General features: G+C 66.8%; 26 protein-coding genes and 1 tRNA gene. 9 read left to right on the forward strand and 18 right to left on the reverse strand.

Going from position 1 to position 25,681, the window contains the following annotated elements; all coding sequences use genetic code 11:
- Positions 1-185 precede the first annotated feature (185 nt).
- From P0Y50_02405 to P0Y50_02420, 4 genes are all read right to left on the reverse strand, one after another.
- On the reverse strand, positions 186-1,307 hold the full coding sequence (locus tag P0Y50_02405) for a membrane dipeptidase (GenBank protein WEK40480.1): 1,122 nt from the start codon (positions 1,305-1,307) through the stop codon (positions 186-188).
- A 327-nt stretch (positions 1,308-1,634) separates the two neighbouring features.
- Complete coding sequence (gene gcvA, locus P0Y50_02410) at positions 1,635-2,576, reverse strand: transcriptional regulator GcvA (GenBank protein WEK40481.1); 942 nt, start codon at positions 2,574-2,576, stop codon at positions 1,635-1,637.
- A complete protein-coding gene (locus P0Y50_02415) occupies positions 2,573-3,580 on the reverse strand; it encodes a cysteine synthase A (protein WEK40482.1) in 1,008 nt (335 codons plus the stop codon). Before P0Y50_02415 ends, gcvA begins: the two co-directional genes overlap by 4 nt.
- Positions 3,581-3,897: 317 nt before the next feature.
- Complete coding sequence (locus P0Y50_02420) at positions 3,898-4,260, reverse strand: DUF3088 family protein (protein ID WEK40483.1); 363 nt, start codon at positions 4,258-4,260, stop codon at positions 3,898-3,900.
- A gap of 428 nt (positions 4,261-4,688) precedes the next feature.
- Here P0Y50_02420 and P0Y50_02425 point away from each other — a divergent pair, with 428 nt between their 5' ends.
- On the forward strand, positions 4,689-6,998 hold the full coding sequence (locus tag P0Y50_02425; GenBank protein ID WEK40484.1) for a TonB-dependent receptor: 2,310 nt from the start codon (positions 4,689-4,691) through the stop codon (positions 6,996-6,998).
- Entirely contained in the window at positions 6,998-8,239 is a 1,242-nt protein-coding gene (locus P0Y50_02430) for a dipeptidase (GenBank protein ID WEK40485.1), read from the forward strand. Before P0Y50_02425 ends, P0Y50_02430 begins: the two co-directional genes overlap by 1 nt.
- Before the next feature lie 112 nt (positions 8,240-8,351).
- On the opposite strand, the gene P0Y50_02435 is transcribed toward P0Y50_02430, so the two are convergent.
- From P0Y50_02435 to P0Y50_02490, 12 genes are all read right to left on the reverse strand, one after another.
- Positions 8,352-8,428, reverse strand: a tRNA-Arg gene (locus P0Y50_02435).
- 303 nt (positions 8,429-8,731) lie between these two features.
- Positions 8,732-9,076 carry a hypothetical protein gene (locus P0Y50_02440; protein ID WEK40486.1) on the reverse strand — a complete coding sequence of 115 codons (345 nt, stop codon included), beginning with the start codon at positions 9,074-9,076 and terminating at the stop codon, positions 8,732-8,734.
- Between the two features lie 2 nt (positions 9,077-9,078).
- Positions 9,079-9,621: a chemotaxis protein CheD gene (locus tag P0Y50_02445; protein WEK40487.1), complete on the reverse strand. Its 543-nt coding sequence runs from the start codon at positions 9,619-9,621 to the stop codon at positions 9,079-9,081.
- Positions 9,618-10,007, reverse strand: coding sequence for a response regulator (locus P0Y50_02450; GenBank protein ID WEK40488.1), 390 nt, complete (start codon positions 10,005-10,007; stop codon positions 9,618-9,620). Before P0Y50_02450 ends, P0Y50_02445 begins: the two co-directional genes overlap by 4 nt.
- A gap of 14 nt (positions 10,008-10,021) precedes the next feature.
- The gene (locus P0Y50_02455) at positions 10,022-11,059 is read right to left on the reverse strand and encodes a chemotaxis response regulator protein-glutamate methylesterase (protein WEK40489.1); all 1,038 of its coding nucleotides are present in this window, start codon (positions 11,057-11,059) and stop codon (positions 10,022-10,024) included.
- Positions 11,056-11,916: a protein-glutamate O-methyltransferase gene (locus P0Y50_02460; GenBank protein ID WEK40490.1), complete on the reverse strand. Its 861-nt coding sequence runs from the start codon at positions 11,914-11,916 to the stop codon at positions 11,056-11,058. Before P0Y50_02460 ends, P0Y50_02455 begins: the two co-directional genes overlap by 4 nt.
- Positions 11,913-12,368 carry a chemotaxis protein CheW gene (locus P0Y50_02465; GenBank protein ID WEK40491.1) on the reverse strand — a complete coding sequence of 152 codons (456 nt, stop codon included), beginning with the start codon at positions 12,366-12,368 and terminating at the stop codon, positions 11,913-11,915. Before P0Y50_02465 ends, P0Y50_02460 begins: the two co-directional genes overlap by 4 nt.
- 3 nt (positions 12,369-12,371) lie before the next feature.
- Entirely contained in the window at positions 12,372-14,585 is a 2,214-nt protein-coding gene (locus P0Y50_02470; protein WEK40492.1) for a chemotaxis protein CheA, read from the reverse strand.
- A gap of 27 nt (positions 14,586-14,612) precedes the next feature.
- Positions 14,613-14,978, reverse strand: coding sequence for a response regulator (locus P0Y50_02475; GenBank protein ID WEK40493.1), 366 nt, complete (start codon positions 14,976-14,978; stop codon positions 14,613-14,615).
- On the reverse strand, positions 14,975-15,250 hold the full coding sequence (locus P0Y50_02480) for an STAS domain-containing protein (GenBank protein WEK40494.1): 276 nt from the start codon (positions 15,248-15,250) through the stop codon (positions 14,975-14,977). The genes P0Y50_02475 and P0Y50_02480 overlap by 4 nt, the downstream gene beginning before the upstream one ends.
- Positions 15,250-17,178 (reverse strand): methyl-accepting chemotaxis protein, encoded by a 1,929-nt coding sequence (locus P0Y50_02485; GenBank protein WEK41511.1) that lies wholly within the window; start codon positions 17,176-17,178, stop codon positions 15,250-15,252. Before P0Y50_02485 ends, P0Y50_02480 begins: the two co-directional genes overlap by 1 nt.
- Positions 17,179-17,220: 42 nt before the next feature.
- On the reverse strand, positions 17,221-17,421 hold the full coding sequence (locus P0Y50_02490) for a hypothetical protein (protein WEK40495.1): 201 nt from the start codon (positions 17,419-17,421) through the stop codon (positions 17,221-17,223).
- Between the two features lie 260 nt (positions 17,422-17,681).
- Between P0Y50_02490 and P0Y50_02495 the strand changes: the two genes are divergently transcribed.
- Genes P0Y50_02495 through P0Y50_02510 form a run of 4 tightly spaced genes read left to right on the forward strand, consistent with a single transcriptional unit; the run spans position 17,682 to position 22,567 of the window.
- The gene (locus tag P0Y50_02495) at positions 17,682-19,163 is read left to right on the forward strand and encodes an ATP-binding protein (GenBank protein WEK40496.1); all 1,482 of its coding nucleotides are present in this window, start codon (positions 17,682-17,684) and stop codon (positions 19,161-19,163) included.
- Positions 19,160-19,771, forward strand: a complete 612-nt coding sequence (locus tag P0Y50_02500; protein WEK40497.1) for a response regulator — start codon at positions 19,160-19,162, stop codon at positions 19,769-19,771. The genes P0Y50_02495 and P0Y50_02500 overlap by 4 nt, the downstream gene beginning before the upstream one ends.
- Before the next feature lie 34 nt (positions 19,772-19,805).
- Positions 19,806-22,295, forward strand: a complete 2,490-nt coding sequence (locus tag P0Y50_02505; protein ID WEK40498.1) for a helicase-related protein — start codon at positions 19,806-19,808, stop codon at positions 22,293-22,295.
- Positions 22,292-22,567 carry an RNA-binding S4 domain-containing protein gene (locus P0Y50_02510; protein WEK40499.1) on the forward strand — a complete coding sequence of 92 codons (276 nt, stop codon included), beginning with the start codon at positions 22,292-22,294 and terminating at the stop codon, positions 22,565-22,567. The genes P0Y50_02505 and P0Y50_02510 overlap by 4 nt, the downstream gene beginning before the upstream one ends.
- A 15-nt stretch (positions 22,568-22,582) precedes the next feature.
- Here P0Y50_02510 and P0Y50_02515 read toward each other — a convergent pair whose 3' ends face one another.
- Positions 22,583-23,209: a YceI family protein gene (locus P0Y50_02515; protein WEK40500.1), complete on the reverse strand. Its 627-nt coding sequence runs from the start codon at positions 23,207-23,209 to the stop codon at positions 22,583-22,585.
- Positions 23,210-23,396: 187 nt separating this feature from the next.
- On the opposite strand from P0Y50_02515, the gene P0Y50_02520 reads away from it, so the two are divergent.
- Positions 23,397-23,738, forward strand: coding sequence for a ferredoxin family protein (locus P0Y50_02520; protein WEK40501.1), 342 nt, complete (start codon positions 23,397-23,399; stop codon positions 23,736-23,738).
- 301 nt (positions 23,739-24,039) lie between these two features.
- Positions 24,040-24,570 (forward strand): CarD family transcriptional regulator, encoded by a 531-nt coding sequence (locus tag P0Y50_02525; GenBank protein ID WEK40502.1) that lies wholly within the window; start codon positions 24,040-24,042, stop codon positions 24,568-24,570.
- Between the two features lie 75 nt (positions 24,571-24,645).
- Here P0Y50_02525 and P0Y50_02530 read toward each other — a convergent pair whose 3' ends face one another.
- The gene (locus P0Y50_02530; GenBank protein WEK40503.1) at positions 24,646-25,155 is read right to left on the reverse strand and encodes a DUF3617 family protein; all 510 of its coding nucleotides are present in this window, start codon (positions 25,153-25,155) and stop codon (positions 24,646-24,648) included.
- Between the two features lie 214 nt (positions 25,156-25,369).
- On the opposite strand from P0Y50_02530, the gene rpmB reads away from it, so the two are divergent.
- Complete coding sequence (gene rpmB, locus P0Y50_02535) at positions 25,370-25,666, forward strand: 50S ribosomal protein L28 (protein ID WEK40504.1); 297 nt, start codon at positions 25,370-25,372, stop codon at positions 25,664-25,666.
- Positions 25,667-25,681 lie beyond the last annotated feature (15 nt).

Consider the following 25,681-nt stretch of genomic DNA (forward strand, 5'->3'; position numbering starts at 1 on the left):
GACGCGTGGCGCATCCCGGTTTGATGGTCACCCGGTCACGCTGCCTCAGCCGCAGGTGAGGCGACGGTTGAAGCCGAAGGCGAGAATGACGACCAGGGTCAACGCCCGTCGTGCCGAGGACGGCGCGCGACCTCTCCTGACGATAGCTGTCCAGAAGATTGTCCCAGCCCCACGCCCACCCGTCATCAGGTGCGACGAGCGGCCTCCGCAGCACGAAGCACCCGCAGGAAATTGCCGCCCCAGATGGCGTTGATCTGAGCAGGCGTATAGCCACGCTTCAACAGCTCACGCGTGACGGCGGGCGCATCCGCCGCGCTGTCGAAACCGATGACGCCCGCCCCGTGATTGAAGTCGGTCCCGACCCCGACGTGCTCCCACCCGATCCGCTTGGCGACATAATCGAGCTGATCGGCATAGTCGCTGACGGTCGCCTTAGGCAGCAGCGGCGCCAAGGCGTCGAGGAAGGCCTGCTGTCTTTCGCCCAATCCGGCATAGCCGTCTGTCGCCGTGGCGAAGTTCTGCGCCAGGCCGTATTGGGCGCGCACCGCGCCGATACGGTCCCTCGCCGCTGCGTCCGGTTCGACCAAATAGGCGTTAAAAGGCGTCAGCTGAACGATACCGCCGTTCGCCTTGATGGCGTCAAGCTCCGCATCGGTCAGATTGCGCGTGTTTTCGATCCGGGCGCGGGCGTTCGAATGGGTCGCCGCGACCGGCGCGCGCGTCAAAGCCAGCGTCTGGGCCAGGGCCTCACTGGACAGCTGCGAGACATCTATCAGGACGCCGAGGTCGTTCAGTCTGGCCACAGCCTGCCGTCCTATGGGGGAAAGGCCGTGATGTTCGGCGACTGGCGTATCGATCGGGCGCGACGAGTCGGAAAATGCGTTGTGCCCCGCATGGTTGAAGGCGAACACCCGCACGCCTTCGCGATAGAAGACGTCGATCTGGCTCAAGTCCGCGCCGATCGAACGCGCATTCTGGAATCCGATCAGAACAGCGACCCGGCCCTCGCCAACCAGACGTTCGACATCGTCAGCACTCAAGGCCAGTCCGATCCGCTGTGGGTTGGACGCCACGAACGCCTTGATCGCCGCCAGCTTGGCGTCAGCTTGCGCGCGCGCTTCTCGCACGCCCGCCGCATCCCCGGGCCCTGGCCCGACCGCCACGGACAGCACGATGGCGTCCACGCCGCCGCGCGTCAGATGGTCGAGGTCGACACGCGACCCTCCGTTGGGCAGCCAATACCGCTGCGGCGTCGATGGCAGCAGGACATCGGCATGCCCGTCCAAAACGAGCGCGGATCGGTGCACCGCAGCCGGATCGAGATCCTGGTTCTGCGTCTGGGCTTGAGCCTGAATAGACCCAAACCCAGCGCCCCAAAGCGCCAACGCGCTGGCGCCTGCTGCGATTAGTCGTGATTGTCGTCCGGCCATGCCGCCCTCCTGCGAACTCGGTTCGATGAAGAACGGTAGACTGAAGAGTCCGCGCCCCGCGCCCTAGAAGGGTAGGGCCGCGTTTTAGAATTTCTATTCAGAACTCCGCCTTTGGACGCGGTGGCTCGACACCCGAGGCGTCGGATCGGCGATTACCTTCGACCCCGGGCCATCAGGCGCCCCGACCAAACGGGGCATCAATGATCAGAGTTCGTCGGCGACGATGCCGTCAGCCGCCGCCTCGGCGCGCAGCCAGGCCACGAAAGCCTGCGCGGCGGGGCGCAGGCTTCCACGACGAGTGATCAGCCTGTAGGCGTTATCGGTGGCGAGATAGCCGTCGCCGAACGGCGCGACCAGCCGCCCGGCCGCCAATTCCTGCGCCACGAAGGCGCGCGGGGCCAAGGCCACGCCCCGTCCGTGGATCGCGTCCTCAATGACGAAGGCGGTCTGGTCGAAACGCGCGCCGAGGCGAGCGTCAATACCCTCGAGCTTGCGCGAGGCGAGCCAGGCCAGCCAGTCCGGTCGCGGCTCCTCCATCTGACTGGGCGTCACATGGATCAGGCTGTGGTGCGCCAGATCAGCCGGCGTCTTCAGCGGGTGAGCGCCGGACAACAGCTCCGGGCTGCAGATCGGGATGACGCCGGCTTCTATCAACACCTCGCTGCGCACCCCGGGGTAATCACCCTGGCCGTAACGGACGGCGACGTCGGCGCGACCGCCCGCCACGTCTGCGAGTTTCATGTCCGCCGAAATCCAGGTTTCGATCTCGGGATGCAGAGCATAAAATCTGGACATTCGCGGCACCAGCCAGCGCACGGCGAAGGACGGCGGCACGCTGACCGACAGCGACTGTCTCGCGGAAAGTCCATAGATGACGTCCGCCGCCAGCTTCAGATGGTCAAAGGCCTCGCGCACGACCGGTCTAAGCCTCGACCCGAGATCAGTGAGCGACAGCCCCCCACCTTCGCGCATCATCAGTGGGCCGCCGGCATGATCCTCCAGAAGCCGAATCTGCTGGCTGACGGCGCCCGGCGTGACATTCAGCTCTTTGGCCGCCTGTGTGATGCTTGACAGGCGCGCGACGGCTTCGAAGGCTTTCAACGCATTCAACGGAGGCAGTCTGCGCCCTTCGACGTCCTGGCTCATGCGGGCTCCATCCATGACGGAACCGCCAACCCGCGCGTGCGCAGGAAGGCGGGATTATAGATCTTGCCGGCGTAGCGCTGTCCGGGATCACACAGGACGATCACCACGGTCTTGCCCGGCCCGAGCACGCGCGCCATCCGCAGGGCGCCGGCGATGTTGAAACCGCTGGACGGGCCGAGCGCGAGTCCCTCGTCGCGCGCCAGATCGAAAAGGATCTGAAGCGCCTCGCCATCCTCGATCCGCCAGGCGTGGTCCACCTCCAAACCTTCGAGATTGCCGGTAATGCGATTGACCCCGATCCCCTCGGCGACCGAACGACCTTCGGACTCGAGCACCCCGCGCGTGTACCAGGCATGCAAGGCTGCGCCCGGCGGATCCGCCAGGCCGATTGCGATCCCGGGATTGCGCTCTCGCAGATAGGTCGAGACCCCCGAAAGGGTGCCTCCGGTGCCGGCGGCGCAGACAAATCCGTCGATTCGGCCGCCTGTCTGCTCCCAGATTTCACGTCCGGTCGTCTCGTAATGGGTCTGGCGATTGGCCGGATTGTCGAACTGGTCGGCGTAGAAGGCGCCATTCGGCTCGCTGGCGTTCAGTTGCTCGGCCAGCCGACGCGAGAAGTGGATGAAATGATTGGGACTGGAGAAGGGCGCCGGATCCACCTCAACCAGGCGCGCGCCATGCATGCGCACCGCCTGTTTCTTTTCCTCCGTCTGGCTGCGCGGCATGACGATGAAGACGGGATGCCCCAGGGCGGCGCCGACGATGGCCAAGCCGATCCCGGTATTGCCTGCCGTTCCTTCGACGATAGCGCCCCCGGGCCTGAGCGCGCCTGAGGAGCGGGCCGCCGTGATCAAGCCGAGCGCCGTACGGTCCTTGACCGACTGGCCCGCATTGAGAAACTCCGCTTTGCCATAAACATCGCAACCCGTCGCCGCCGAGGCGGCACGGAGCCGGACCAGCGGCGTGTCCCCGATCAGGGATAGAATGTCGACGGCGGTACGCATCAGGAATCCATTTCTAAGGCTTCCCGACGTGTAGAAATACTTCTCGCCCTTGAGAACCCCTCACGACATTATCGGAATTATTGTCGCAGCTGAGAGAGATTTTCTCCAAGCTGTCCATTCCTGGAAATAAGGCCGCGCCCGGGGATAACAGACGCGGCCTCAAGTGCGAGAATGAGCGTCTCTTCACGCCCACGCCTTGTCCCTAACGCGAACTTTCCATCGGTTCTCGCCAGAACGGTTGAGTGCGGGGACAGCTTTTCTTCTCTCCCTCGACCCCGCACGGCGTTCGACCCAGGATGGCGCCTGGGCGTCGCGGGTCAGGGATGGGGCGGCGCCACCCCGTAGAGCTCCACCAGACACGCGATCACGGCGCCGGCGCCTGCGACCGAGCGACGCCCCGCGAAACTCGGCCCCGGCTGTTCGGTGGCGACGCCGGGCGCCAGCACGAGCCGAGGCAGGGTCTGGTTCTCCTCACCCGCCAGGGCCGCAACCGCGCGACGGGGGCGTTCGAAGCCGACCCTATGCACGGCGATCGTCGCCTCAAGATGCGGATAGGACCGCAGCACCCCCTCCAGCAAGGCGGAGTAGCGGTCAAAATAGACCGCGCCAGGAAAGGCCGGATCCTCGAACCCCGGCTTGAGCAAAAAGAGGTCGGCACGCGCGGGGGATGCGTCTGTCATGGTTCACCGTCGCCAACCCGGCAACGAAGCTCAATCTCAGAAAAACTGAACGCGGCCGGTCACGATCTGATTCGCCCGCCGCGCCGGATCCGCACTTCATTGCGAAAGGGGGCGCTCCTGCCAATCCACGATGACTTTGCGCAGGCGGGATCGGTGAAGTGCAGCCGCCGCTGTTGGGTTGACTGGACCCGTGCCATCCAAAGCCGACTGCGCCTTCCCTGACGGCTGACCGGGAATCCGATGCGCCTCGCCGAATTCAAAAGGCGTCGCATCGTGATGCTGCGTTAGAATATCTAAGCAACATAACAGCATTACTCGATTGCTCATAGTCAGCAGCTTAGCCTTCCTGCCCCCTCGCAGTTGCGGGATGAAGCTGCCCTCATCGGGACAAGCACGCTCTGCGAGGGGGGATTTCAATGCGTGCATCGATGACCATTCTTGCGGGCGCCGCCTCGGGCCTGGCGCTGTTGCCGGCTGCGCCCTCGTGGGCCCAAGTCGCGCCCCCCTCCGCCCATCACGTCGAAGACATCGTGGTCACCGGTCGCCGGGTCTCGGAGGCCACGGTCGCCATCGGCGCCGACCGCGTCGCCAACACCATATCCATCACCCGCGAGGCCCTGCTGTCCGCCCCCGCAGGGGTGTCAGGACTGAAGATGCTGGAGGGCCTGCCCGGCTTCAACGTTCAGGCTAACGACGCCTTGGGCCTCTATGAGTTCGGCAATTCCGTCTCGGTCCGCGCCTTCAACTTCCAGCAGATCGGCTTCGTGCTGGACGGCGCCCCAACCGGCCGTTCGGATCAGTTCGGGGGAAGCCCCATCTTCCGTTATGTCGAGAACGAAAATCTCGATCGCGTGACCGCCTCCCAGGGCGCCGGCGACGTCACTCAACCCAGTTATTCCTCGCTCGGCCCGATCGTTCAGTATGTCACCATCGCCCCCGCGACCGAGTTCGGGGTCACGGCGACGGCGACCGTCGGCAGCGACGACTTGAAACGCGGCTTCGTGCGCGTTGATACCGGCGAGCATGGCGGATTCTCGGGCTACGCCAGCTTCTCCGACTTCTCCGCCGACCTGTGGCGCGGTCCCGGCGACATCAATCGTCAGCACGCCGAAGGCAAGCTGCGCTATCAGGCCGACAGCGGAGCGGAGCTGACCCTCGGCGTCGTCTGGAACGACTATTTCGACTATGACGCCCCCGCCGTCACCAAGGCACAGTACGCAGGTGCGACAGGCGACGCCTTCGGGCGGAAAGGGCGTGACTTCGCCTACCTCGACCATGTCCCGGTCCTGGGCCAGACCACGGCGGGCGTCGTCTATTCCAACCCGCTCTACAACCAGTATTTCAAGCAGGCGATCAACAGCCGCAACGACATTCTGTACCGACTGTCCGGCGTCCTGCCGGTCGGCGAGGCGCTGCGCTTCGAGGCCACCGCCTATTATGAGGACAAGGAAGGCTACGGCGTCTCGCCCGAAGACTATGCCACCTCATTGACCAACCATAACAACCAGCGACCGATCCTTGCCGGTTTGGTCGCGCCGCGCGGCCTTCAATACGGGCTGTCGACCGTCGATGGGGAACGCAAGGGCCTCGTCGCACGGGCGATCTGGGATCTGGGCCCCCACCGCATCACCGGCGGCGTCTGGGTCGAGACGGACGACTATCACCGCACCCAGGCTCGCTATAACCAGGTCGACGGCAACCCCGACGGGGCTGTCCTGCTCAACGAGCCAGTACACCGCCAGCGCGACTTCGTCTCGACGCGAGAGACGACCCAGTTGTTCCTTCAGGACGTCATCAGCCTGCTGGATGATCGGCTGAAGATAGAGGTGGGCGTCAAGGCGCTGGACATCGACTACACCATCAGCGGGTATCGCAACCCGGCCGACTATATCAACAGCCGTCAGCCGACCATCAGCGACAACTGGAAAGACAGCTTCCTGCCCAATATCGGCCTGGTCTGGAACCTGAGCCGGAACGAACAGGTCTTCGCCTCCTACGCCGAGAACCTGGCCCTGCCGCGCGGCGCCGACGACGTTTTCGCCTTGGCCAGCCCCTCGGCCCGCACGCCCCAAGCCGAGGTGTCGAAGAACTGGGAACTGGGCCTGCGCAGCAACCGGCCGACGTTCAATGCCGCCCTGGCGCTCTATCGGACCGTGTTCGATAACCGGCTGCAATCCTACGCCCTGGTGACGCCGGGCAGCGCGACCACCGAAACCTTCTTCCAGAACGTCGGCGAGGTCGAAGCCCAGGGCGCCGAGTTCAGCGGGTTGTGGAAGCCCGAATGGACGGGCGGCAAGGCCTATTTCAACCTCAACGCCAGCTATAACCGCGTCGAGTTCCAGGACGACATCCCAGGCTTCATCGCCGTCACCGGCGCCGCCTTGCCGATCGCTGGCAACACTGTGCCCGACAGTCCCGAATGGATCATCCAGGGCGGGGTGACGGTGGAGCCGACCTCCTGGCTGGTCGCCAATGTCTCCGCCCGACATATCGGCGAGCGGTTCTCCAACTTCACCAACACCGAAAAGACCCGCGCCTATACGGTGGTCAATGCCTATCTCGACTTCGGCGGCGACTGGTCCATCGGGCCGGCGAGAGGCGTCAAGCTGCGGCTCAACGTCGACAATCTGCTCGACGAGGACTACCTCGGCACCGTCAACATCACGGTGAGCACCGCGGCCACCTATCGGCCCGCGCCGCCTCGCACGATTCAACTGTCGCTGACGGCGAACTTCTGATGCCTTCCTCTATCATCCTCGCCGCCGCCCTGCTGGCTGTTCCGGTTCAGGTTCAGGCCACGGTTCCGCCAGATGTCCGCGCCCTGCATGAGCGTCTTCTGGTCCTCGATACGCATCTGGACACTCCGGCCCTGCTGGCCCGGCCCGGCTGGGACATCCTGAAGCGCCATTCCGTCGCCGAGGACGGATCACAGGTCGACTATCCGCGACTGGTCGAGGGCGGGCTCGATGGCGGCTGGTGGGCGGTCTACACGCCCCAGGGCCCGCTGACGCCGGAGGCGACGGAGGCCGCCCTGACGGCGGCCCGCGAACGGCTGCGGCTTATTCACCGTCTGGTCGAAGCGAACCCCGACAAGTTCGCCCTTGCCGCCACATCCGCCGACGCGGCCGTGATCGCCGGTTCGGGCCGTCGCGTGGTCTATGCTTCCATAGAGAACGCCTATCCCCTGACGGGCAGGTTGGAGACCCTGAAGGAATTCCACGACGGCGGCGTGCGCATGCTGGGCCTCGTCCATTTCGCCAACAATGAACTGGCGGATTCCGCCACTGACCCGGCCGGACCGAAATGGCACGGGCTCAGTCCCGAGGGCAGACGGTTCGTCGCCGAAGCCAACCGGCTGGGCATGCTGCTGGATGCCTCCCACGCGTCCGACGACGTCTTCGATCAACTGATCGCCTATTCGGCCACGCCGATCATCCTGTCCCACTCCGGCCCACGGGCGGTCCACGACCATCCTCGCAACATCGATGACGCCCGATTGCGGCGTCTCGCAGCCTCGGGCGGCGTCATTCAGATCAACACCCTCGGCGCCTATTTGAAGCCCCTGCCCGAAACGCCGGAACGTGAGGCCGCCCTGACCGAACTGCGTCACGAATTCGGCCCTGCCAGCCGACTGAACCTGCAGCAGGGCGAAGTCTATTTCCAGCGCCTGCGCGCCCTGAACGCCGCCCATCCCCCCGCCCAGGCTGACTTCGAAGACGTGGTGCTCCATCTGCTGCATGTCCTCAACCTGATCGGACCGCGCCACGTCGGCGTCGGCGCCGACTGGGATGGCGGCGGCGGCGTCACCGGGCTTCAGGACGTCGCCGCCCTGCCCCGCCTGACCGAACGCCTGCTGGCTGAGGGCTACTCCGAGACCGACCTCGCGGACATCTGGGGCGGCAACGCCCTGCGCCTGCTCAAGGCCGCCGAAGACCACGCGGCAACCCTTCGCACAGCCTCTCCTTCTCCCAGCAACTGAAAGACTGATTCCGTGCATCGCCGCACCCGGCTCGGCTCGACCATCACACCCTGGCTCTGACGGCCACGTTCACCCAGTCGCAAGACGCTCTAAAGTGGTCTCGAAATAGGGATGGCGACCCCGGCAGGACTCCAACCTGCGACCTCGGCTTTAGGAAAGCCTTGCTCTATGCAGCTGAGCTACGGGGCCATGGGCGATGACCTAGCGGCTTGCGGGCGCGTGGGGAAGCGGTTGGGGCGTCGAGCGAGGAAAAAGTCAGGTGCGAGACGCGACCGGCGCCACAGGGCGACTTGTGGTTAAGGGCGATTAATCCACCAGATATCGCGGTGAACAAAGGACGAATGGGGCGGTGTCAGCGATTCGGTCCTGATTCGTTTCACGCTTGTTCCCAGGAAACAGCCAAGCTGTTAACCCACGAGCCGAACGCCGCCTGGACCAAGATTGAAGCATCGGGATCGCGTCAGATTGACCCGATCGCTTCTGGCGACGCCGTCAGAACAGCGTCAGGTCGCCGGCGTCGGCGGCGGAGGCCGGGCGGTGTTCGCCCGCGGCGAGTCGCAAGCGGCCGGCCACGTCGGCGAGCGACAGTCGGCTTACGGCATCGGAGGGACTGGCGCCGCCGCCCAGCATCCGCAGAAGCCCGGACAGGGTCTCGACATGTTGGATCAGGGCGTCCAGCGCCTGGGCCTGGGTCAGGGCGTTCGAACGCTCTTCGGGCGGCGCACGGCGAACCAGATCGCCGACCAGGGTCTCAATCCCCTCGATGTCTTCACGCACCAGCATCAGCTCGTCGGCGACGGCGGTCAGCAGCGCGGCGTGGTCGGTCGGGGCGCTCATGCTCAGAACAGTTCCAGCGCGCCGGTCTCGACAGGCGGGGCGACAGGCATGGGCCGGGGTGCGACCGTGTCGGTGACCGCGCGCTGCAGGGCGCGGCCGCTGACGGGCCAATAGTGCAGGCGACGCCCGCCGTCGCCGCGCAGACTGCCGCCCACCACGGGAATATCCTCGTCGCGCAGGAAGCGTTCGGCGAAATCGGCGTTGGCGCGGCCGACGTCGCGCAACCCGTTGAACATCCGCCCGCCGCCGAACAGCTTGGCCTCCAGCCGTTCGCGACGGCCGCCGGCCTTCAGCAGGTCGTTGATCAATAGCTCCATGGCGTAGGCGCCGTAGCGCCGGCCCGCATCGGTCCCCGCCCCCGCCCCTTCGGGCAGGAGGAAATGGTTCATGCCGCCGACGCCCGCCAGCGGGTCGCGCAGACACATGGCCACGCAGGAGCCCAGTATGGTGCTGAGCACGACATTGGGATCTGATGTGATGAAATGCTCGCCCTGGCCGACATGAACGCGCTGTTCCACGTTGTCCTTCAGGGAGGCGAAGGTCATGTCAGCGGCCCGAACACGGCTTCCAGCTTGCCCTTCAGCTGGGCGGCCGTGAAGGGTTTGACCAGATAGTTGTTCACGCCGAACTGCACGGCGCGTTGCACCAGTTCGCGGTCGGCGCGGCCGGTCAGCATGATGAAGGCGATCTTGGACGTGGGCGGGTGGGCGCGCACAGCGCGGAGCAGACCCAGACCGTCCAGATTGGGCATGTTGTAATCCGAGATGATCAGGTGGGCGGGCTTGGTGACCACTTCGCGCAGGGCGATCTCGCCGTCCGAGGCCTCGCGGATGTCGCGCACCCCCAACTGCTGCAGACTGGTACGGACCAGCGATCGCATGGTCATCTGGTCGTCCACGACCAGACATTGGAGAGAGGCGGCGACGGGCATGGGTACGCTCCCGGTTAGGCGACTGATCGTGCGGCCGGGTCGGCGCACAGTTCGAGAATGGCGGGGGACAGGCGGTGCAGCGGCAGTTGCCGCTCCACGGCGCCCAGTTCGAAGGCGGCCTTGGGCATGCCATAGACGACGCAGGACGCCTCGTCCTGGCCCAGGGTGCGGCCGCCGGCCTGACGCATGGCCAAAAGGCCCCTGGCCCCGTCGCGGCCCATGCCGGTCAGGATGACGCCCGTCATCGGCCGCTTCAGCCGGACGACGGACTCGAACAGGACATCCACCGAGGGGCGGTGGCCGTTGACGGGATCGCTGGGGATCAGCCGACAGCGCGGGGTCAGGCCGGGCGAGACCTCCAGATGCGTCGCCCCGCCCGGCGCCAGATAGATATGCCCCGGCTGAACCGGGGCGCCGTCGACGGCCTCGGTCACGCGCGGCGCGCAGACGCGGTCCAGGCGCGCGGCGAAACTGGCGGTGAAGCTCGCCGGCATATGCTGGGTGATCACGGTGGCGGGGCAGTCGGCGGGAAAGCCGCTGAGCACGGTCAGAAGCGCCTCCACCCCGCCGGTGGACGAGCCGATAGCCAGGACGTGATCGGGCGCGGGGCGATAGGCGCCGGGCGCCTGGGCGGCGGCGGGCGTGTCGCCACGCGCACGCACGCGGGACCGGGCGGCGGTCTTCACCTTGCCGATCAGCTCGTGGAAAGCGCCGGGGCCGGCGACCGCCGGCTTGGCCACCGCGTCCACGGCGCCGATCTCAAGCGCGGCCAGGGTCACGTCGGTCCCGGCCGCCGTAAGGGTCGAGACCATGACCACCGGCATCGGCCGCAGGCGCATGATCTTTTCCAGGAATTCCAGCCCGTTCATATTGGGCATCTCGACGTCCAGGGTGACGACGTCGGGGTTCAGCGCCTTGATGGCGGCGCGCGCCTCGATGGGATCGGCGGCTGTGCCGACGACCTCGATCTCAGGGTCCGACCTCAGGGCGGCCGAGATCAGGCCGCGCATGGTCAGGCTGTCGTCGACCACCAGGACGCGCACGGGGCTCATGCGGCCCCAAGGCGATAGGTGGTCAGGCCTGCGGTCCGAAGCTGGCTGGTCGCGGGACCGGACACCCGCTCGGAATGACCGATGTAGAGGGTCGCGCCCGGCGTCATCAGGGGGGTGAAGCGCCGCCACACCCGTTCCTGGGTGGCGTCGTCGAAATAGATGACCACGTTGCGGCAGAAGATGACGTCGAACCGGCCCCTCATCGGCCAGTCGCCGATCAGGTTCAGCTCGCGAAAGGCGACCAGACGCTTCAGCTGGGCGCCGGCGGTCCACCGGCCGCGATCCGCGCGGTCGAAATATTTGCGCCACAGGGCGACGGGCGCCGGTTCCAGCGCCTCTTCGGAATAGGTTCCGTCCTGGCCTTGGGCGACCATGTTGGGATCGATGTCGGTGGCCAGAATCCGAACGTCCAGGTCCGCCGCCTCGGGCAGGACCGACAGCACGGTCAGGGCCATGGAATAGGGCTCCTGTCCGTTCGAACAGGCCGCTGACCACAGCCGCACACGCCCGCCGGCGCGGGCGCGGGCGGCCAACGCGGGCATCACCCGGTCGCGCAGGTCGTCGAAGTGGTGCGGTTCGCGATAGAAACGGGTGACGTTGGTGGTCAGGGCCGCCGTCATCTTCTGGCGTTCGTCCACGCCGTCCACGCCCTCGACCAGGGCGCAGTAGTCGCGAAAACTGGTCAGGCCCAGGGTGCGCAGCCGCTTGGCCAGGCGCGAATAGACCAGGGCGGCCTTGCCTTCGTTCAGGGCGATGCCCGCATGGGCGTGCAGCATTTCGGCGATGTGGCGAAAATCTTCGGCGGTGAAGACGAACTCGCCCTCGACGATGGATCCCCGGCCGGCGGCGACGTTCATGCGGCTTCGGCCTGGACCTGAGGCAGGATGTGATCCAGCTCGATCAGGCTGATCATGCGCCCGTCGATCGAGAAGATGCCCTTGACGAAGGTCTTCACCTGATCGCTGGCGACGTCGGGCGTCGGCTGGACCGCCGCCTCGCTCATCTGCAGGATATCGGACACGGCGTCGACCAGCAGCCCCACCATCCGCCCGCCGATATGGGCGACCATGATGACGTGGCGGGCCGTCGGTTCGGACGTCTCCAGACCGAAACGCGCGCCCAGGTCGATGATGGGCAGGACCGTGCCGCGCAGGTTGATGACGCCCTTCATATAGCCGGGCGAACGCGGCAGGGGCGTGGCGGGCGTCCAGCCGCGGATTTCGCGCACCGACATGATGTCGACGCAGAATTCCTGGGCGCCGATGCGGAAGGCGATCAGTTCGCGCTGGGGGTCTTTGGCTTCGGTCATGGATCAGCTCGCGAGCTTGAGGTCGGGGCGGGTCGCCTTGCGGCGCATGTCGGCGACAAGGACGTCGATATCGAGAATCAGGGCGACACGGCCGTCGCCCAGGATGGTGGCGGCGGCGATCCCCTCCACCTGCTGGTAGTTGGTCTCAAGGCTCTTGATGACGACCTGGCGCTGGCCCTGGATCGCCTCGAACAGCAGGGCCGCCTGCTGGCCGCCCTCGGTCTCGACCACCACGGCGACGCCGCCGGCGGGGTCTATCGGCGCATCGCGGAAGCCCATGACCAGGGCCACGTCGATCAGCGGCAGGAAGCGGTCGCGGAAGCGGATGACCGGATCGACCCCGCCGACATGGTGCAGATCGACGGCCTGGGGCGTCAGGCTTTCGACAATGGCGGGCAACGGCGCGATCAGGGTCTGTTCGGCGGCGGTGACGACCATCCCGTCCATCACCGCTAGGGTCAGCGGCAGGCTGAGGGTGAAGGTCGAGCCCTTGCCCGGAACCGAGCTGATGGAGATGCGTCCGCCCAAAGCCTGGATCGACCGTTTGACCACATCCATGCCCACGCCCCGGCCCGAGATGTCGGACACCACGGCGGCGGTCGAGAAGCCGGGCGCGAAGATCAGATTGTCGATCTGCTCGTCGGTCAGGGCCGCGTCGGGCGCGATCAGCGCCTTGTCCACGGCGATCTTCCTGACCCGTTCGCGGTTGATGCCGCGGCCGTCGTCGGAAATCTCGATCACGATCCGGCCCGAGCGATGCAGGGCGGCCAGACGCACGGTCCCCTCGGCCGGCTTGCCCGCGGCCAGGCGTTCGTCTGGCGTCTCCAGTCCATGGTCGATGGCGTTGCGCAGCATGTGGGTGATCGGCTCGGCCAGGCGTTCGACCACGGTCTTGTCGACCTCCGTGTCCTCGCCCGCCGTGATCAGACGCACCTGTTTGGCGGTCATGTCCGCGACCTCCCGGACCAGACGCGGCATCCGCTGGAACACCGACTTCACCGGCTGGGCCCGGATGGCCATGACGCTGTCCTGGATCTCGCGCGTCAGAAGCTCCAGGTCCTCCATGCCCAGCGCAATCCCCGACGACCGGGCCAGACCGCTTTCCAGCACGCGCTGGGACAGCATGGCCTGCTGGATGACCAGTTCGCCGACGACGTTGATCAGACGATCCACCCGATCCAGATCCACGCGGATCGTGACGGGCGCGGCGGCCGTGGCGGCGGGCGCGACCATGGGCGTTGCGACAGGCGCAGCCGCCGCCGGCTCAGGCGCGGGCGCGACGAAGCCCAGGATGTCCGGGGCGGGCCCGGGGACCGCATCCGGGGCGGTGTCGGCGACAGCGCCCGTGGCGCGGGCCAGCAGGGCGGCGATATCCAGGTCGTCGCCGGCCGGCAGGATCGCCGCCGGCTGGTCCTCGAAGACAAGAGAGCCGTCAGGCGCGACATCGGGGGCGTCGCCCAGCGGCGTGATGGTCAGGTCGCAGTCGGTTTCCACAAAGTCGAACACCTCGCGCACGGCGGCCTCGTCCACATCGGCCGACAGGTCGATGGTCCAGCTCAGGCAGCCGTCTTCGACCGCAAGGGCGTCCAGCGTGGGAACCGCGCTGTCATCCAGCCTGACCTGGATCGGGCCCAGACGTCCCAGTTCGCGCAGCAGCAGGCCCGCCTCGTTGGCGTTGGCGTACATTCGCCCCATCGGCTTGAACACGATGCGCCAGCCGGTCGGAGCGGCGTCCGAAGGCGCGGCGGGATCGTCCAGCGCCATGTCGAAGGCCATGGGGGTGAAGTCGAAGTCGTCGTCTTCGTCGATCGCCGCCGGCGGGGCCTCGCCGCCGTGGGTCAGGATTTCCAGTTCGGCGACCAGGGCGGCCGAGCGCGCCTCATCCACCGGCGGAATCAAGCCCTGGGCGGCCTGGATATGATCGGCCAGCACGTCGGAGGCGCGCAGCAGGGTCTTGACCGTGACGGCGTCGCACGGTTTGCGGCCCGCGCGCAGTTCGTCCATCAGGGTCTCGAAGACGTGGGCGAACCGGACCAGGGCCTCCAGCCCGAAAGCCCCCGCCCCGCCCTTGACCGAATGGACGGCGCGGAAGACGGCGTTGATCGTCTCCACGTCCGTCTGGCCCTGTTCCAGCAGCATCAGCCTGGTCTCCAGGTCCGCGAGCAGTTCGTCGCATTCCTGGAAGAAGGTGGCCTTGATGGCTTCGAAGGCGTCCATGGGGTTCAGGTCCGGCGGGCTGTGCGATCAGGCCGCGACGCGGCGAACGGCGTCGACCAGCTTTGCAGGGTCGAAGGGTTTGACGATCCAGCCTGTGGCGCCGGCGGCGCGGGCGCGCGCCTTCTTCTCCGTATCGCTTTCGGTGGTCAGGACCAGAACCGGCGTGGCCCGGTGGTTCGGATCGGCGCGCACGCCCTCGATCACGCCGAACCCGTCCATGCGCGGCATGTTGATGTCGGTGATGACGACGTCGGCGCCCCGTGCGGCCAGGGTTTCCAGACCGTCCACGCCGTCCACGGCCTGGATCACGGTATAGCCCGCATCCTCCAGCGCCATCAGCAGCATGTCGCGCATGGTGCGAGAATCGTCGATGGTCAGAACGGTCTTGGTCACGCCTGGGCCCCCTCGTTGAGCAGATCGGGCGCGCCGAACGCGGCCCATTGTTCGCTCCAAGCTTGCGACACAGAACCTAACCTTAGGTTGACGCCGTCGACATCCCAGGTGCGCGCGGCGGACAACAGGACCTGAAGGCACAGCCCCCCCAGACGCTGGACGTCGGACGCGTCCAGCACCAAATCCCGGCCACGGCGCGCCAGAAGCTCGGCCTTCAGCGGCGCGGCCGCCTTCAGGTCCAGGATGTCGGGCAAAATCAGGGCGTCAGGCATCAGAACTCCTCCCATCCGTCTTCGATCGGGGCCGGCTGCGGTTTCAGGGCGGCGCCGCCGCGTCCCAGCGTCTTCAGCGCGGCGACCATGCGGCTGGTTGGCTTGGGTGCGGTTGCGGCGACGGCAGGCGCGCGCTGCGGGGCGGCGTGGGTCCGGTGATGGCCGGAACCGACGCGGAACCGCCCCATCGAGGCCTGCAGGCTTTCCGCCTCCTGAGCCAGAGAATGGCTGGCGGCGGTGGACTGCTCGACCATGGCGGCGTTCTGCTGGGTGACCTGATCCATCTGGTTCACCGCCGTATTGACCTGGGCCAGGCCGACCGCCTGTTCCTGGGCCGAGGCGGCGATTTCGGTGACCAGGCCGTCGATCTCGGCGACCCGGTCCACGATGCGTTTCAGGGCCTCGCCGGTCTCGCCGACCAGTTTCACGCCCGCGCCGACCTGGCCCGTCGAGGCCGAGATCAAGGCCTTGATCTCCTTGGCGGCCTCGGCCGAACGCTGGGCCAGGGCGCGAACCTCGGAAGCCACAACGGCGAAGCCGCGACCGGCGTCCCCGGCCCGCGCCGCCTCGACACCGGCGTTCAGGGCCAGAAGATTGGTCTGGAAGGCGATCTCGTCGATCACGCCGATGATCTGGCTGATCTTGGTCGAGGACGTCTCGATGGCCGTCATGGCGGTGACGGCGTCGCGCACCACCACGCCGCTCTTTTCCGCGTCGCCGCGCGCAGTCTGGACGACGTCGGACGCCTGACGCGCGCCCGAGGCGGTCTTGTTCACCGTGGCGGTGATCTGGTCCAGGGCGGCGGCGGTCTCCTCCAGACTGGCGGCCTGCTGCTCCGTGCGGCGCGACAGGTCGTCGGCGGCTTGGCTGATTTCATCGGCGCCCGAGCGGATGCCCGAGACATTGGCGACCACCACCGACACCGCCTCCTGAAGCTGGGCGATGGCGGCGTTGAAGTCCGACTTCAACTGGGCCGCCTTGGGACTGAATTCGATGTCGATACGGTAGGTCAGATCGCCATTGGCCATGGCCGACAGCCCCTGGCCCAGGGCGCCGATCGCCTGGGCGTCTTCGGCCGCCTCGCGCGCCTTCTCCGCCTCCCGCTCGGCCTGTTCGCGTTCCGACAGCGAGCGTTGCGCCAGGGCCTCGCGCTCGATGCGAACCTTTTCCAGGGCCGCGTCGCGGAAAGCGACGACAGCCTGGCCCATCTTGCCGAACTCATCCTTGCGGTCGGCGCCGACGACCTGGATCGCAGTGTCGCCGGCCATCAGTTTCTGCATATGGCCGATGATCGTGAACAACGGACGCACGATGGCGCGCGTGGTGACGAAGCCCGCCGCCAGGGCGATCAACAGGGCGGCGATCAGGCCGGCGATCACGGCGATCATGGCCGCCTTGCCGGCAGCCACCTGAGTTTGACGCGCCGCCTCGACGGCGCCTTCGTTGGACGTCTTGATCTCGTCGATCGCGGCTTCGATAGGCGCGACATAGGTATCGGCCACGCCTGTGCGACCGACAAGACGGACCGCTTCCGCGTTGCGGCCTTCCCGCATCAGGGCCGCGCCCGTCTGGACCACGTTTCTGTACCAGACGGCGTTCGCGTCGATAGCCTTGTCGATGGACGCTCCCCGCGCACCCGACAGATCGTTACGCATATCCGCCATCGCCGCCAGGAACTTGGCCCGGTGCGCATCAACCCGCTCAAGATAGTATGGATCTGCAGACAGCAGATAGCCGCGGAAGGCGTTCTCCTGGCGCGTGACGTAGAATTCGGCGGTCGCGGCGTCGCGGATCGCCTTGTTCTCCAGCATACGCTGGTCGCTGGCCGCATTCATCTTGATCAGGCTGGCCACGATGACCACGCCCATGATCGCGATGGCCGCCAGCACCAGGGCGAAAGCCGTGAACAGCTTTCGGCCGACCGGCATGTTCTCGATAAGCTTCAACTCAACATCCCCTTACTGGGTCAATCAAAACGAACAGGCGGCGAACCCTAACAGGCGACCCTTTTTAGGTTCGCCCGCGCCTTGGCGGTCGGTGTCGCACCAGCACAAATCCAGCGCGTCGGCGTCGGTCAGACGGTGTTTGGCGCCCCGCTTCCACGTGTTGTGGTCGACCCAGCCGTCCGCCATGCGGTTGGCGACAGCGAACGGGACGATGGAAGGGCGCAATATCAGGGTCCTTGAGACAGGTGGATTATCCCTCCCAAGGGTGAGGCTATGATTAATGCCTCTGGAAATTTCGCTTCCTCCAGCGCGGCGTAGCCACGATCAGGTTTGCCCGCCGGGTTGCACACGCGGGCCGCGCGCGAACCACGCGCCCCGGCTTCGTCGTTGCGAACTACGTATTTCCACGCATACTCGAATGGCCTATACCGAACGATGCAAAAACACGGCGAAAGGAGCGCTCAGGTTGTATCTGCGCGTGCGACATGAGCCCTGATCAAGGCGACCGGCGCGTGGCGGCGGGCTTCGGTGCGCTGCTGAGCCGCTATCGCACCAGAACCTGGCTGGGCGGTGCCGTCGTGGCCGTTCTGGCGGTATCTGCGGCCATGGCCCTGAGGCTGGCGCTCTCGCCCGTGGCGCACTTCTATTATCTGCCGGTGATGCCGGCGATCATGGCCACGGCCCTGCTGGGGCGTCGGTCTTCGGTCAGCCTGGCCATCGTCCTGGCCATTATCGGATGCGAGCTGGTCGTGCGGCGCGACAGCCTCACCGACACCTTGGCCAACGCCGGGCTGTTCGTCGTCGTCGCCTGGGCGGTCGCGGAGACCTGCTTTCGGCTCAGGGCCGCGATGGAAGCGGCCCAGACCCTGGCGCGGGATCTGGCGCGACGCGAACTCTTGCTGGATTCCATCCTGACCTCGACGCCGATCGTGACGCTGGACCGGGACGGCCGCACGCGCCGGGTCACGCAAGTCGCGGCGTCCTTGCTGGGCGTGACGCCGAGCCGGGCGCTGAACCAGCCGTTCGAGACCCTGCTTCCCGGCTTCGACGCGGCGGCGGTTCAGGCGACGCAGCGGTCCGACGGGGCGGCGCGTATGCTGTGGCGCGCGCCGGGAGGGCCGAACGGCGAGGCGGCGCTGCTGACCCTCGGCGCCCACCAGTTGCCCCCTGACGCCGCCCCGGAACACACCGTCCTGACCCTGACGGACCAGAGTCAGGCCGAGGCGGCGCGCCGGCGCGAACGCGAACTGAACGACCGGCTGAGCAGCGTGTGGCGTTTGAACTCCATGGGCGAGATGGCCGCGACCCTGGCGCACGAGCTGAACCAGCCCCTCAGCGCCGCCGCCGTCTATCTGCATGCGGGCCAGGCCGATCTGGCACGGATCGGTCCCGCCGCTGATCCGACGGTGCGCACCCTCGACCTGGCCAAGTCCCAGGTTCTGCGCGCCGGCGACATCATCCGACGGATGCGCGAGATGATCGCCAACGGGTCGCGCGCCTTCACCGAGGAGCGGGCCTCCCAGATGATCCAGGATCTGCAGCCGGTGACCGCCTTGATCGGCCAGGACACGGGCGTCGCCATTCGCATCGAGACCGACGACGAGGACGATCAGGTGCTGGCCGACCGGATTCAGTTCCAGCAGGCCCTGACCAATCTGATCCGCAATGCAGTGGACGCGGTGATCGACCGCGACGACGGCCAGGTGACGGTGATCGGGCGGACGCTGGGACCAGACGGCTATGATATCTCGGTTCGCGACAATGGGCCCGGCATTCCCGATGCGCAGATGGACCATATCTTCCATCCGATGATCTCGACCAAGACGGGCGGCATGGGGCTGGGCCTGTCGGTGACCCGCACGATCGTCGAGAGCCACGGTTCAGCTCTGGTGGTCACCCGTCCGAAGGGCGGCGGGGCCTGTTTCACCTTTCGACTGTCGCGCCCAACCGAATCCGAGGCCGCATGACCTCTCATTCCGTCTTCATTATCGACGACGATCCGGCGATGCGGGACGCGCTGACCCTGATGCTCCGGGGTGCGGGGTTTCGCGCCCGCGCCTTCGCCAGCGCCGACGATTTCTTGAACGACCTGCCGACCGAGGCCAGCGCCTGTGTCGTCACCGACGTGCGGATGCCGGGGGTCGAGGGCCCGGAACTGGTGCGGCGGCTGAAGTCGCTGCGTGGGGACAGCTGGCGGGTCATCGTCATCACCGGCCATGCCGACGTGCCCCTGGCTGTGCAGTTGATGAAGGCGGGCGTGGCGGACTTCATCGAAAAGCCGTTCGATCCCCAGCAGATCCTGAACAGTGTCGGCCACTGCATCGCCTCGCTGAGCGGACTGGAGGCCGAACGCGCGGCGCGCGAGGAGATGCAGGCTCGCGTCGCCTCCCTGACAAACCGCGAACGCCAGGTGTTCGACGCCCTGATCGACGGCTGCTCCAACAAGGAAATCGCCCTGCGTCTGGAGATCAGCCCGCGCACCGTCGAGATTTTTCGCGCCAAGGTGATGACCAAGATGCAGGCGCCGAACCTGTCGACCCTGGTGCGGATCGGAATGCGTTTAGGCGACGCTTGAGCCGGAAGGGAATCGTCGCCACCTTAAGGGCATCATGAGCGACCGGTCCGCAGGCCTGGCCCCCTCCCGCGTCACAGCGGTCCTGGGCCCCACCAACACCGGCAAGACCCATCTGGCGGTCGAGCGGATGCTGGGTCACGCCTCGGGCATGATCGGCCTGCCGCTGCGGCTGCTGGCGCGCGAGATCTATGAGCGGATCGTGCGTCAGCGGGGGGCCGCCGCCGTCGCCCTGATCACTGGCGAGGAGAAGATCGTCCCGCCGCGCCCCCACTATTTCGTCTGCACCGTAGAGGCCATGCCGCTGGAACGGTCGGTCGAGTTCCTGGCCATCGACGAGATCCAGCTGGTCGCGGACCCCGAGCGCGGCCATGTCTTCACCCAGCGGCTGCTGCACGCGCGCGGCCGGTTCGAGACCATGTTCCTGGGCGCCGGGACCATGGAGCCGCTGATCCGCCGCCTGGTCCCGGATGTGGAGATCGTGACGCGCGACCGGCTGTCCACCCTGTCCTATGCCGGGTCCAAGAAGCTGACCCGCCTGCCCCGCCGCAGCGCCATCGTCGCCTTCTCCACCGATCGGGTTTACGCCATCGCCGAACTGATCCGGCGCCAGAGGGGCGGGGCCGCCGTGGTGATGGGCAGCCTGTCGCCCCGCACCCGCAACGCCCAGGTGGCCCTGTATCAGTCAGGCGAGGTCGATTTCCTGGTCGCGACCGACGCCATCGGCATGGGGCTGAACATGGATGTGGACCATGTGGCCTTTGCGGGACTGAGGAAGTTCGACGGGCGCCGCACCCGCTGGCTGCACGCCCATGAGATCGGCCAGATCGCCGGGCGGGCGGGCCGACACCTGCGCGACGGCACCTTCGGCGTCACGGCCGAGGCCGAGGACCTGGACCCCGATCTGGTGGAGCAGGTGGTCGAGCATCGGTTCGATCCGGTCGAAGCGGCGGAATGGCGCAACGCCCGGCTGGATTTCGACACCCTGCCCGACCTTTTGCGATCGCTGACGGTGACACCGGGGCGTTCGGGTCTCAGCCTGACGGCCGAGGCGCTGGACGAGACCCTGCTGCGCCGCCTGATCAAGGACGAGGAGATCGCCCGCATCGGCCGGTCGCGCGGGGCGATCATGCGGCTGTGGGAGGCGTGCCAGCTGCCGGACTTCCAGAAGACGACGCTGGATGAACACAGCCGTCTGGCCAAGGACGTGTTCCACGCTTTGACCGGCAAACGCGGGCGGCTGACCGACGACTGGATGGCGCCGCGCTTCGCCTTCGTGGACCGCGACGACGGCCAGATCGACCAGTTGTCGGCGCGGCTGTCGGCGGTGCGCACCCTGTCCTACATCGCCAATCGGCCCGACTGGGTCCACGACGCCCAAGGCTGGCGCGACAGGACCCGCGCGCTGGAGGACCGGCTGTCCGACGTGCTGCACGAACGGCTGACCGCGCGGTTTGTGGATCGGCGCACCACCGCCCTGATGCGCGCCCTGAACGTGCGCGACGATACGTTCGCAGGCGTGGCCGACGACGGCGAGGTGACGGTCGAGGGGCAGGTGGTGGGTCAGTTGGACGGCGTTCGCTTCCAGATGGAGAAGGGGTCGTCGGCGCTGGAGGACCGGACCCTGCGTCAGGCCGCCGTGCGGGCCGTGACGCCCGAGATCAACCGCCGCCTGGGCCGTCTGGCGGCGGAGCCGGATGAGGCCTTTTCCATCACGCCCGACGGCGCGGTGCTGTGGCGCGGCGTGCTGACGGCTCAGGTCACGGCGACGCCGCAGGGCGCCGATCCGTTTTCGCCCGCCGCCCGCCTGTTGGGCGATCTGGGTCCGACACCCGCCCGCGAGCGCGCCCAGCGCCGCATCGAAGCGTGGCTGGCGTCCGAGGCCGGGCGGGCGCTGCGTGATCTGCGCCGCCTGCGTCAGGCGGTCGAGACCGGCGCCCTGAAGGGCCTGCCGCGCGGCATCGCCTTCCGTCTGATCGAGGCCGGGGGCCTGATCGACCGGCGCGAGGTCGAGCGCGATCTGGCGGCGCTGAGCCAGGTGGAGCGGCGCACCCTGAGAAGCTTCGCCATCCGCGTCGGCGTCCATTCCGTCTGGCTGCCGGGCCTGCAGAAACCTCGCGCCCGACATTTCGCGCAAGCCTTCGTCGCCGCGCCCCTGATCCCGGCGACGCCCGACCTGATCCCCGCCCCGGTCGAGACGCCCTCGCCGCGCCTGTTGTCGGCCCACGGCCTGCGTCTGGCGGGCCGCTGGCTGGCGCCGGTCGAGACACTGGAAAAGATGGCCGAGTTGCGCGCCGCCAATCACGGACGGTTGTCGGAGGAAGCCCTGACCGAACTGGGCTGGCGCGACGATCAGGCGAAACAGGTCATCGCCGCCCTGAAGACCGAACGCGCCCGCCAGCCGGACAAGCCGGGCGTCCCGCCCAAGCCGGTGAAGGATTCGCCGTTCGCGGCGCTGGCGGCCCTGACGGAGACGCCGCCCGCACGGCCCGAACGCCGCCGCCCGCGTCGAAGGGCCAAGGCTTGAGCGAGGAGGCCTGTCGCATCGACATCTGGCTGTGGCGCGCGCGGTTCGTGAAGACGCGGGGGCTGGCCGCCGATCTGGTCGAGCGCGGCGCGGTGCGGCTGACCCACCACGGGCGCGAGACGCGTCTGGACAAGCCCAGTCGCTGCGTCCACGTCGGCGACCTGCTGACCTTCGCCCAGAACGGGCGCGTCGTCAGCCTGCGGGTGGAGGCGTTGGGCGAAAGGCGCGGACCGGCCGAAGAGGCCCGCACCCTCTATTCACTCACACACTAAGGGTCGGAACGCGTCTTACTTCTGAACCACGAACTCGCCTTCGATGTGCAACTGCACGTCGTCGGACACAGCCGGCAGGGCGTAGTTGATGCCGAAGTCCGAGCGTTTGATGGTCGCTTCACCGTCGAACCCGGCCTTGTAGGCGCCCATAACGGTTCCGGCGCCGTTGAACTGAACCTTGATGGTGACGGGCTTGGTCACGCCCTTCAGCGTCAGGTCGCCGACCACCGTGGCCGCGTTCGCGTCGGACGGATCGACCGTCACGGAACGCGAGACGAAGGTCGCGGTCGGGTGGGCGGCGGTGTCGAAGAAGTCAGCGGTCTGCAGGTGGGCCTTCAGACGGTCGTCGTTCGGCGCCACGTCGGCCAGCGGGATCGTGGCCGTCAGGGTCGAGGCCGACGGATTGGCCGGGTCCAGCTTCAGCTGAGCCTTCACGTTCACGAACTGGCCCGTATAGGTCGACAGGCCGAAGTGGTTGACCGACCAGGTGATCTTGCCGTGGCTGGATTCCAGGTCGTAATTCCCTGCGGTGACTTCCGCGGGGTTCTTGGTCAGGGCGGCCTGAGCGACCACGGCGCCGCCAGCGGCGAGGCTGAGCGCCAGGGCGCCCGCGAGCGCGTATTTCATGAAGGGAGTGCGCATGGATAAGTCCTGATGATGGGAAGGGCGGATATGCAATCAATACAGTTGCGATTAAGCCTGACGGTTGTCAAGGCGCGTCGATAGGCCTGCAAACGTCTCTCGCCTTAAGCCCTGCTGTTGACAGTTGGTTGCGTGGCCGCCATGTCGCAGGCCTCCCGCTCACAGACCGACGCCCGTTCCTCGCCCAATGACCTACATCGTCACCGACGCCTGCGTGAAATGTAAGTTCATGGACTGCGTCGAGGTGTGTCCGGTCGACTGCTTCTACGAGGGCGAGAACTTCCTGGTCATCGCGCCCGACGAATGCATCGACTGCGGCGTGTGCGAGCCGGAATGCCCCGTCGACGCCATCGTGCCCGATACCGAGGACGAGCCGGACGGCAAATGGCTTCAGGTCAATGCCGAATACGCCAAGGTCTGGCCCAACATCACCGTCAAGGGCACGCCTCCCGCCGACCGCGAACAGTACGAACGCGAGACCGGAAAATACGAGAAATACTTCAGCCCCAAACCGGGCAAGGGCTCCTGAAGTCCAGGCGCGGGGCCGGCCAGGCCTCGCCGCAAATCCGCGTCCGCCTTGTGGACGTTTTGAAATTCCGCAGATTTGTGATAGGTTCTGTTTCATTGGATCGGGCGGTCCGCGAAATCTTCGCGCCGCCCGTGTTTGCGACAGAATCCCGCCCTAGACGGGATCGGCCAGAGGTTTGGTGATCCGTTTCCGCATTTGACGCCTGACATCATCCCAGCCGACGGATCAATCCGGCGGTCGAGATCCTGTTTGCGTTCGACGCGCCTTCGCTTCGCCCGTCCCTGACCGGGAAAGGACGAATATGACGAGCAAGACTGGTCTGGAGTTCAAGGTTGGCGACGCGGTCGTCTATCCGGCGCACGGCGTCGGCAAGGTCGCCGCGATCGAGACGCAGGAAGTCGCCGGCATGTCGCTGGAAGTCTATGTCGTGACCTTCGACCACGAGAAGATGACTCTGCGCGTCCCGACCAAGAAGGCCGTGACGGCGGGCCTGCGCTCGCTGGCCGCCGACGACGTCGTGACCAAGGCCCTGACCACCCTGAAGGGCCGCGCGCGCATCAAGCGCACCATGTGGTCGCGTCGCGCCCAGGAATATGAAGCCAAGATCAACTCGGGCGACCTGATCTCCATCGCCGAAGTGGTCCGCGACCTGCACCGCGCCGACACCCAGCCGGAACAGTCCTATTCGGAGCGTCAGCTCTATGAATCGGCCCTGGACCGCATGGCCCGCGAAGTCGCCGCCGCCAACAAGATCGACAAGGACGCCGCCGTCGAACTGCTGGCCAAGTCGCTCAGCGCCAAAAAGCCGATCCCGACCGCCGAAGCCGCCTAAGGCTTCCGCATCGGACAAAGAAAAGGCCCCGGAACGATCCGGGGCCTTTTTGCTGTCGGGCGGATGCGCCTGGGTTCAGAAATATTCCGCGTTCGCCGGGCACTGGGCGGCGAGGCGACGCGCGGTGATGCTGGCGGGGATGTAGGGCGTGCCGCGCACCAGCTGGGCGCCGCCGCGGAAGCTGAAACTGGTGTCGGTATAGGTTCCGTTCAGGCGCACGGCGATGCGGCGGCCCTTGTGATCCTGACACGTGCCCTCGAACCGTGCATTGCCGTTGCCGACCACGCGCGTCGGATAGGTGCAGCGCCACTTGTTGGTCGACAGGCCGCCGAAGAAGCGGTTGATCTCGCTGGGGCGCACGCATTTCTGTTCGGTGTCGCGCTGGCCCACCGCGTTGGTGGTGTATTCCCAATAGCCGGGCAGGACTTCGGACTGAGCCGCCGTCTGGGCGGGGGCGATGGCGGGCGAGGCCAGCATGAAGCCGCCGGCGACGACCGGGGCAAGGACGGCGAGCGCCCGCTTGGGCAGACGGTCGATCAGCGACGGACGGGACATGGCGGCCTTCTGTTCAGCGGAGGTGTTCATGATATGGGGCATAAGCCTCAGGATTTGAACGAGGCCTGAACGTCGCCGTTCCCGAATGGCGGGGATCGACGCTTCCGCTTCAGACTCGACTTGACGCCGAACCGCCTCTTCCCTTATACGGCCCCCTCTCGCGCGGGCTGGTTCCCGCGCGCAACTGTTTCATGCGTCTGCTCCAGCGTTTTCGGGGCGAACGCCGCACCTTAAGGATCTGACGATGTCGCGTCGTTGCGAACTCACCGGTATCGGCCCCATGGTCGGCCACAACGTGAGCCACTCGAACATCAAGACCAAGCGCCGCTTCCTGCCGTCGCTGAAGACGGTCAAGGTCAATTCGGAAGCCCTGGGCCAGACCTTCAGCCTGCGGATCTCGAACGCCGCCCTGCGCACCCTGGACTACAAGGGCGGCCTGGACGCCTTCATCGTCAAGGCCCGCGACGAGCAGCTGTCGATCGCCGCCCAGCGCATCAAGCGCCAGGTTCGCGCCAAGCTGGCCGAGCAAGCCGCCGCCTAAATCCGGCGACGCCAT

Source organism: Candidatus Brevundimonas colombiensis, assembly GCA_029202665.1.
Lineage (GTDB): Bacteria > Pseudomonadota > Alphaproteobacteria > Caulobacterales > Caulobacteraceae > Brevundimonas > Brevundimonas colombiensis.

Bases quoted from the DNA above. Each gene is read 5' to 3' on its own strand.
- gcvA (WEK40481.1), bottom strand. From the start codon at position 2,576: ATGAGCCAGGACGTCGAAGGGCGCAGACTGCCTCCGTTGAATGCGTTG.
- P0Y50_02415 (WEK40482.1), bottom strand. From the start codon at position 3,580: ATGCGTACCGCCGTCGACATTCTATCCCTGATCGGGGACACGCCGCTG.
- P0Y50_02420 (WEK40483.1), bottom strand. From the start codon at position 4,260: ATGACAGACGCATCCCCCGCGCGTGCCGACCTCTTTTTGCTCAAGCCG.
- P0Y50_02425 (WEK40484.1), top strand. From the start codon at position 4,689: ATGACCATTCTTGCGGGCGCCGCCTCGGGCCTGGCGCTGTTGCCGGCT.
- P0Y50_02430 (WEK40485.1), top strand. From the start codon at position 6,998: ATGCCTTCCTCTATCATCCTCGCCGCCGCCCTGCTGGCTGTTCCGGTT.
- P0Y50_02440 (WEK40486.1), bottom strand. From the start codon at position 9,076: ATGAGCGCCCCGACCGACCACGCCGCGCTGCTGACCGCCGTCGCCGAC.
- P0Y50_02445 (WEK40487.1), bottom strand. From the start codon at position 9,621: ATGACCTTCGCCTCCCTGAAGGACAACGTGGAACAGCGCGTTCATGTC.
- P0Y50_02450 (WEK40488.1), bottom strand. From the start codon at position 10,007: ATGCCCGTCGCCGCCTCTCTCCAATGTCTGGTCGTGGACGACCAGATG.
- P0Y50_02455 (WEK40489.1), bottom strand. From the start codon at position 11,059: ATGAGCCCCGTGCGCGTCCTGGTGGTCGACGACAGCCTGACCATGCGC.
- P0Y50_02460 (WEK40490.1), bottom strand. From the start codon at position 11,916: ATGAACGTCGCCGCCGGCCGGGGATCCATCGTCGAGGGCGAGTTCGTC.
- P0Y50_02465 (WEK40491.1), bottom strand. From the start codon at position 12,368: ATGACCGAAGCCAAAGACCCCCAGCGCGAACTGATCGCCTTCCGCATC.
- P0Y50_02470 (WEK40492.1), bottom strand. From the start codon at position 14,585: ATGGACGCCTTCGAAGCCATCAAGGCCACCTTCTTCCAGGAATGCGAC.
- P0Y50_02480 (WEK40494.1), bottom strand. From the start codon at position 15,250: ATGCCTGACGCCCTGATTTTGCCCGACATCCTGGACCTGAAGGCGGCC.
- P0Y50_02485 (WEK41511.1), bottom strand. From the start codon at position 17,178: ATGCCGGTCGGCCGAAAGCTGTTCACGGCTTTCGCCCTGGTGCTGGCG.
- P0Y50_02495 (WEK40496.1), top strand. From the start codon at position 17,682: ATGAGCCCTGATCAAGGCGACCGGCGCGTGGCGGCGGGCTTCGGTGCG.
- P0Y50_02500 (WEK40497.1), top strand. From the start codon at position 19,160: ATGACCTCTCATTCCGTCTTCATTATCGACGACGATCCGGCGATGCGG.
- P0Y50_02505 (WEK40498.1), top strand. From the start codon at position 19,806: ATGAGCGACCGGTCCGCAGGCCTGGCCCCCTCCCGCGTCACAGCGGTC.
- P0Y50_02515 (WEK40500.1), bottom strand. From the start codon at position 23,209: ATGCGCACTCCCTTCATGAAATACGCGCTCGCGGGCGCCCTGGCGCTC.
- P0Y50_02520 (WEK40501.1), top strand. From the start codon at position 23,397: ATGACCTACATCGTCACCGACGCCTGCGTGAAATGTAAGTTCATGGAC.
- P0Y50_02525 (WEK40502.1), top strand. From the start codon at position 24,040: ATGACGAGCAAGACTGGTCTGGAGTTCAAGGTTGGCGACGCGGTCGTC.
- P0Y50_02530 (WEK40503.1), bottom strand. From the start codon at position 25,155: ATGAACACCTCCGCTGAACAGAAGGCCGCCATGTCCCGTCCGTCGCTG.
- rpmB (WEK40504.1), top strand. From the start codon at position 25,370: ATGTCGCGTCGTTGCGAACTCACCGGTATCGGCCCCATGGTCGGCCAC.